Below are 6,880 nucleotides of genomic sequence, written 5' to 3'. Positions count from 1 at the left end.
CTCCCCGCCCCTGCCGCTCCCGCCCCGGCCGCGGCGTCCGACCCGGCCGGCCGGACGGGTACCCCCGGCCAGGCCGCGATCCTCGGCATCACCTGCGGACTGGTGCTGCACGGCGACACCGGCCACGCCTCGCTGGTCGTCGAGCCGACCGGGCCGGTCGGCCGGCCCGGCAACACCACCGGCGAGGACGAGTTCCTCGACCTGCTCCAGGACGCGGGCTTCCAGCCGGTCGCCGACCTCGACAAGACGCCGGACCAACTGCCCGGCTGGTCGGTGCTGGTGGCGATGGGCAAGCTGCACGCGATCCTCCAGCCGGCCGCGGCCGGGGGCAGCACCGGCTGGTGGCAGGCCCACCAGCCGCTCCAGGTGACCGATGCCTGGCGGTTCGCCGCCAACCAGCTCGGCGAGGTGACCATGTACGCCGTCCCGGCCGGGACCGTCGGCCGGCAGCCGCGCGAGGACCTGCTGCGCCAGGCGCTGGAGCGCGCGGTGGCGCTGGGCCAGGTGGTGTCCGCCTCCCTCCCGCTCGCCGGCACCTGAGCCGCGCCCGGGGCCGCCGACCGGACCGCCCGCCGGTGGGGGCCGCCGCCCGAACGCGGCCCCCACCGGCGGCAGCCGGGGACGGCACCCCCCCGGCGCCCCGCCCGGCCCGGCCCCGCCCGGCCCCCGGCAGGCGGCCGCCGCACCCCGCATCCCCCGGCGTCCTCACTCGTTGGGCCCTGCGTGTACAGCTACGACGTCCCCGCAGCCCCCCGGCGGTCCGCCGCCTCCCGCGCGATCCCGGGCATGCGCCCGTCGTACGACGCCGAGCACCCGCACTCGGCGACGCCGATCTACGACGAGCTGTACTCCGAGTACCGGCGCCTCTTCCGCGCCCTGCCCGGCGACCGCTCCGGTGAGGAGGACCTCGCCTTCGCGGGCTTCGCCGTCCGCGACACCGGCCCGGGGCGCGCCGACCACCGGACCGACCACCGCGGCTACCCCCCGCAGCACCAGGCGTTCCAGACGTACGGGGGCCAGGCGATCGGCCTCCCCCAGTTCATGCCGAGCCAGCCGGGCAACCCCGACCACCCCGGCCCGGCCGAGCACCACGGCCACACGAGCCACACCGGCCACCAGGGCCCGCACAGCCAGCACGGCCACAGCGGACTCCCCGCCCTCCCGGCCCAGATCCACGCACACGACCAGGGCCACACCCACGGAGGCCACCCCGGCCACGCGCCGAGCCCGTACGCGACCGGCTTCCACCCCGTCGCCGCCCCGGCCCACCCCCATGCACCGGCCCCGGCCCAGTTCGGCACCGGCCAGGGCTGGGTGGCGGCCGGCTACCTCGGCTCCGTCCCGCACCCGATGGCAACGCACCTGCCCGCGCCCGCCCCGGTGACGGTCCCGGTCCCGGCCCCCGTGCCGACCGTGGGCACCGCCTACGGCCCCGGCGGCGGCCCCGGCGCGACCAGCGGCGGCCGCCACCGCAGCCTGCTCTCCCTCCCCCCGGGCCGCAGCGGCGACCACCACTGACCCACCGCACCCCGCGACCCGCACCCCGACTCCGGCCGCACACGACGAAGGACCCCGCCACCCGGTCCGAAGACCGGCCGACAGGGCCCTTCCCCACGGCTTCCGCCCCGGCTCACCGCATCAGCGGCTCCACCGGAGCGTCACCCGTCACTTCTTCCGGCTGCGCTTCTCCCGCACCCGCACCGAGATCGAGATCGGCGTCCCGACGAAGCCGAACTCCTCGCGCAGCCGGCGCTCGATGAAGCGCCGGTAGCCCGCCTCCAGGAAGCCCGAGGCGAACAGCACGAACCGCGGCGGCCGGGTGCCCGCCTGGGTGCCGAACAGGACGCGCGGCTGCTTGCCACCGCGGATCGGGTGCGGGTGGGCGGCCACCAGCTCACCGAGGAAGGCGTTCAGCCGGGCGGTCGGGATCCGGGTCTCCCAGCCCTGCAGCGCGGTCTCGATCGCCGGGACGAGCTTCTCCATGTGCCGGCCGGTCTTGGCCGAGACGTTGACCCGCGGCGCCCACTGCACCTGGACGAGGTCGCGCTCGATCTCGCGCTCCAGGTAGTAGCGGCGCTCCTCGTCGAGCTGGTCCCACTTGTTGTAGGCGATGACGACGGCGCGACCGGCCTCGACGGCCATCGTGATGATCCGGGTGTCCTGCTCGGCGAGGGTCTCGCTGCAGTCGATCAGGACGACGGCGACCTCGGCCTTCTCCAGCGCGGCGGAGGTGCGCAGCGAGGCGTAGAAGTCGGCGCCGGCGGTCATGTGGACCCGGCGGCGGATGCCGGCGGTGTCGACGAACTTCCAGGTCTTGCCGCCGAGCTCGATCATCTCGTCGACCGGGTCACGGGTGGTGCCGGCCAGCTCGTTGACGACGACGCGGTCCTCGCCGGCGACCTTGTTCAGCAGGCTGGACTTGCCGACGTTCGGCCGGCCGATCAGCGCGACCCGGCGCGGGCCGCCGGGGGCGGCGTCGCCGAAGGTCTGCGGCGGGGCCTCGGGCAGGGCGGCCATCACCGCGTCGAGCAGGTCGCCGGAGCCGCGGCCGTGCAGGGCGGAGACCGGGTAGGGCTCGCCCAGGCCGAGCGACCAGAGGTAGGCGGCCTCGGCCTCGGTGGACTGGCCGTCGACCTTGTTGGCGCAGAGCACGGTCGGCTTGCCGGCCCGGCGGATGATCTTGATCAGGGCCTCGTCGGTGTCGGTGGCACCGACGGTGGCGTCGACCACGAACAGCACCGCGTCGGCCTGCTCGATACCCAGCTCGGCCTGGGCGGCGACCATGGCGTCGATGCCGAGGACGTCGATCTCCCAGCCGCCGGTGTCGACGACCTTGAAGCGGCGGCCGTTCCAGGCGGCCTCGTAGCTGACGCGGTCGCGGGTGACGCCGGGCTTGTCCTCGACGACGGCCTCGCGACGGCCGATGATGCGGTTGACGAGGGTCGACTTGCCGACGTTCGGGCGGCCGACGATGGCCAGCACCGGAAGCGGCGCGTGGCTGCCGTCGCCGAAGCCGTCGACGTCGTCGAGGTCGAAGCCCTCCTCGGCGGCGAGCGCCATGAACTCGGCGTAGTCGGCGGCGTCCAGCTCGCCGGGGCCGGCGGAGGTGTGCTCTGCGGTCATGTTCGTACTGTCCGTTTCCCGGTGCGGCCCTTCCCAGGGACGCGCCGTGCGTACCTGCCCCTCCGGGGCAGCGCGAGTGGGTTCGGGTGCCACCACGGCACCCGCTTGTTGTCAGAAAGTTCTTGCCGGAAGTTCCGGTCGAGGAGCCGGACCGAACGGTCCGGCCGGTCTCAGACCGTCGAGAGCGCGGCTCCGGCCCGCTGCTCGACCAGCGTCGTGATCCGGTCGATCACCTGCTCCAGGGTGAGTTCGCTGGTGTCCACCAGCACGGCGTCCGCGGCCTGGGTGAGCGGCGCGGTCGCCCGCGAGGAGTCCGCCGCGTCCCGGCGGGCCAGGTCGGCGGCCATCGCGGTGATGGTCGCCTCGTCCAGGCCCTTGGCCCGCAGCTCGGTCGCCCGGCGCTCGGCCCGGGCCGCCTCCGACGCGGTCAGGAAGACCTTGACGGTGGCGGTCGGGAAGACCACGCTCCCCATGTCCCGGCCCTCGGCGACGATGCCGCGCTCGGCGACGCCGGCGCAGCCGCGCTGCAGCTCGACCAGGCGGGCGCGCACCGCCGGCACCGCGGAGACGGCGCTGACCTGCACGGTCACCTCGGGACCGCGGATCGGGCCGGAGACGTCGCGGCCGTCGACCGTGATGGTCGGACCGTCCGCGTCCGTGCCGGACACGATCACCGGCTTGCCGCAGGCGACAGCCACCGCCTCCGGGTCGGCCACGTCGATGTCGTTGGCCAGCATCCACCAGGTCATCGCCCGGTACATGGCACCGGTGTCCAGGAAGCTCAGGCCCAGCCGGGCGGCGACCGCCCGGGAGACGGTCGACTTGCCGGAGCCGGAGGGTCCGTCGATGGCGACGACGACCGGGGCGTGCGCTCGGTCGGCAGTGTCCACGGCGCGAACCTCTCTCTGGAGCTGGGATCTCTGATCTCTGAGCATGGCAGCCCGGATCTACGGGGCGGCCGGGGATTGTCTCCCTCAAGGTTAATGGACCGACGCCCGACCCGGCCCCGCCGGTGCCGAGCCCCCGATCCACCCCGCCCCGGACCGGGAAACCGGCCCGGCAACCGAGTCGGGCCCCGGGCCGGCAGGGCACTCGGTCCCGGGACCGCAGGGCGCTCGGCCCCGGGACCGCAGGACACTCAGTCCCGGACGCTCCACCCGCTCGCCCGCAGCGCCGCCGTCAGCGGCCGGACCGCACCCGGCGCCACCGCCAGCTGGACGAAGCCCACCTGCTGGCCGGTCGAGTGCTCGATCACGACGTCCTCGATGTTGACCCCGGCCGCACCGACCTCGCCGAACAGCCGGCCCAGCTCGCCGGGCTGGTCGCCGAGCACGACGGCGACGGTCTCGTAGCGGGTGGGCGGTGCGCCGTGCTTGCCCGGGATCCGGGCCTGGCCGGTGTTTCCGCGCCGCATGACCGCCTCGATGCCCGCTCCGCCGCTCCGCCGCTCGGCCTCCTCGGCGGCCTGCAGGGCGCGCAGCGCGGTGACGGTCTCGCCGAGGTCGGTCGCGAACTCCGCCAGCACGTCCGCCACCGCGCCCGCGTTGGCGGACAGGATGTCCACCCACATCGCGGGGTTGGAGGCGGCGATCCGGGTGACGTCCCGGACGCCCTGGCCGGAGAGCCTTATGGCGGTCTCGTCGGCGTGCTCCAGCCGGGCGGCGACCAGCGAGGAGAGCAGCTGGGGGGCGTGCGAGACCAGGGCGACCGCGCGGTCGTGGGCCGCGGCGTCCATGACGATCGGCATCGCCCCGCAGAGCGCGACCAGTTCGAGGACGGCGTTCAGCGTCCCGGTGTCGGTGTCGGGGGTGGGGGTGAGCACCCACGGCCGGCCCTCGAACAGGTCGGCGCGGGCGGCCAGCGGGCCGGACCGCTCCCGCCCGGCCATCGGGTGGCTGCCGAGGTAGTGGACGGTGTCGCAGCCGAGCGCGGCGATCTCGGCCCGCGGACCGTCCTTCACGCTGGCGACGTCGGTGTAGTACTGCGCCAGGCCGCGGCGCTGGCAGTCGGCGAGCACCTTGCCGACCAGCGCGGGCGGGACGGCGATGATCGCCAGGTCCACCGGGCCGTCGGCCGGCTCGGTGGTGCCGGCGCCCAGCGAGGCGGCGGTGCGGGCGGCGTCCGGGTCGGCGTCCTCCAGATGGACGGTCAGACCCCGTCCGGTGAGGGCGAGCGCGGCGGAGGTGCCGATGAGTCCGGTACCGACGACGACAGCTGTGCGCATGGCGGGGTGGCTCTCCTCACAGAACGGAACGGAACAGCAACGGGGCGACACCGGCCGGCACGGAACCACGCGGAACAGAACCGCGGACCGGGGTCCGCCTTATCCTCCCCCATCGCCACCGCCCACGCGGCCGCCACCCGCAACCGCACCGGGCCCCGCGGCCGTCCCCACTCACACGGACCCGCACCACCCGCACCCGGGCACCGCCCCCCACACACAACACCGACCGGACGGCACCGACCGGACGCGCGGCCGCCCGCACGCCACGCACGACGGAAAACCGGGGACGCGGGAACGGGCACACGGCAGGATGGGCCGCCCGGGAGAAGGCTCGGCGCGCGCTCGGCGCCGAAGGTACGCGACGAAGGGGTTGGCCGGGTGAACGATCAGCACAGCAGCGACCAGCATCAACCGCAGGACAACAGCACCACCACCGGTTCCACCACCGGGAACACCGGAGGAGGAACCACCGTCCCGACCGTCCCCTCGGTCCTGGACTCCGTCGTCGTCCACGCCGCCGGCGCGGTCTGCCGCCGCCGGGCCCGGGTGGCCCTGCCCCCGGACGGGCGGGTCCGGCTGACCGGCCTGCCCGGAAGACTCGACGAACGCTCGCTGCGCGCCCGGGTCCTCTCCGGCCCGGCCGGCACCGCCGTCACCGGGGCCCGGCTGGAGGCGGTCGCCGAACTTCGCGACCCCTCCGAGCTGCCCGAACTGCGCCTGCGGCTGGACGCGGCCAGGGAGCACGAGAGCACGCTGCGGGAACGCCTCCGGCTGGTGCTCGCCGCCGTCGCCGAGACCACCGCGCTGCGCGCCGTCCCGCCGGCCCGCCGCCGCGACGAACCGCTGCGCCGTACGCCGGCCGACGCCTGGCTCGAACTCGCCGACTTCGTCGACGAACGCCTCGAACGACTCCACCGGCGCGCCGAGCTGCTCACCCGGGACATCGAACTCGCCGAGCACGAGACCGAGTTGCTCGCCGACCGGATCGCCCGCGCGACCACCGCCGACCCGCAGCAGGCGATCACGACCGCGACCACCGCCCTCCTCACCCTCACCACCGCACCCGACCGCACCGCCCCCGACCGCACCACCCCCGAGCTGGACATCGAGCTGGACATCGAGCTGGAGTACACCGTCCAGGCCGCCCGCTGGGTGCCCTCCTACCGGCTGTCCTACCGCCAGGGCGACGACACCGGCCGCCTGGTCCTGCGCGCCTCCGTCGCCCAGCAGACCGACGAGGACTGGACCGGCGTCCGCCTCGCCCTCTCCACCGCCGACCTGGAACGCCGCACCGACCTGCCCAAGCTGCGCTCGCTGCGGATCGGCCGCAGCCAGCCGGCCCCGCCGCCCTCCGGCTGGCGCGAGCCCCCGGCCGGGCTGTCCGACCTGTTCTCGGCCTACGACGCGGTCGGCCCGCGCCCGGTGCCGGACCGCCCGCTCCGGTCCCCCGGGGCGCCGCTCGCAGTGCCGGACCCGGTCAGCCCGACCGTCGCCGCGCCGCCCCCGCCCCCGGCCCCCGCGGCTGCCTCGTTC

The 6,880-nt window shown here is 75.5% G+C and carries 6 protein-coding genes; 3 read left to right on the top strand and 3 right to left on the bottom strand.

Annotated elements, in window-relative coordinates; translation table 11 throughout:
• Both ADK60_RS18670 and ADK60_RS18665 read left to right on the top strand, forming a co-directional pair.
• A partial coding sequence (locus ADK60_RS18670; protein ID WP_502687433.1) for a DUF8842 C-terminal domain-containing protein occupies positions 1-540 on the top strand: 540 nt, incomplete at its 5' end.
• Positions 541-723: 183 nt separating this feature from the next.
• Entirely contained in the window at positions 724-1,518 is a 795-nt protein-coding gene (locus ADK60_RS18665; RefSeq protein WP_053647398.1) for a hypothetical protein, read from the top strand.
• Between the two features lie 147 nt (positions 1,519-1,665).
• Here the strand turns inward: ADK60_RS18665 and der are convergent, their stop codons facing one another.
• The 3 genes from der to ADK60_RS18650 form a co-directional block, all read right to left on the bottom strand.
• Positions 1,666-3,123, bottom strand: coding sequence for a ribosome biogenesis GTPase Der (gene der, locus ADK60_RS18660; protein ID WP_053647396.1), 1,458 nt, complete (start codon positions 3,121-3,123; stop codon positions 1,666-1,668).
• Between the two features lie 170 nt (positions 3,124-3,293).
• Positions 3,294-4,013: a (d)CMP kinase gene (gene cmk, locus ADK60_RS18655; protein WP_053647394.1), complete on the bottom strand. Its 720-nt coding sequence runs from the start codon at positions 4,011-4,013 to the stop codon at positions 3,294-3,296.
• Positions 4,014-4,261: 248 nt separating this feature from the next.
• Positions 4,262-5,347 (bottom strand): prephenate dehydrogenase, encoded by a 1,086-nt coding sequence (locus tag ADK60_RS18650; RefSeq protein WP_045940697.1) that lies wholly within the window; start codon positions 5,345-5,347, stop codon positions 4,262-4,264.
• Between the two features lie 378 nt (positions 5,348-5,725).
• Between ADK60_RS18650 and ADK60_RS18645 the strand changes: the two genes are divergently transcribed.
• Positions 5,726-6,880, top strand: a 1,155-nt coding sequence (locus ADK60_RS18645) for a DUF4139 domain-containing protein (protein ID WP_159400483.1), incomplete at its 3' end; no start/stop codon positions are given.

Source organism: Streptomyces sp. XY431, assembly GCF_001279805.1.
GTDB lineage: Bacteria > Actinomycetota > Actinomycetes > Streptomycetales > Streptomycetaceae > Kitasatospora > Kitasatospora purpeofusca.
The sequence above is the reverse complement of the archived record's forward strand: the minus strand, read 5'-3'. Positions and strand labels throughout refer to the sequence as shown.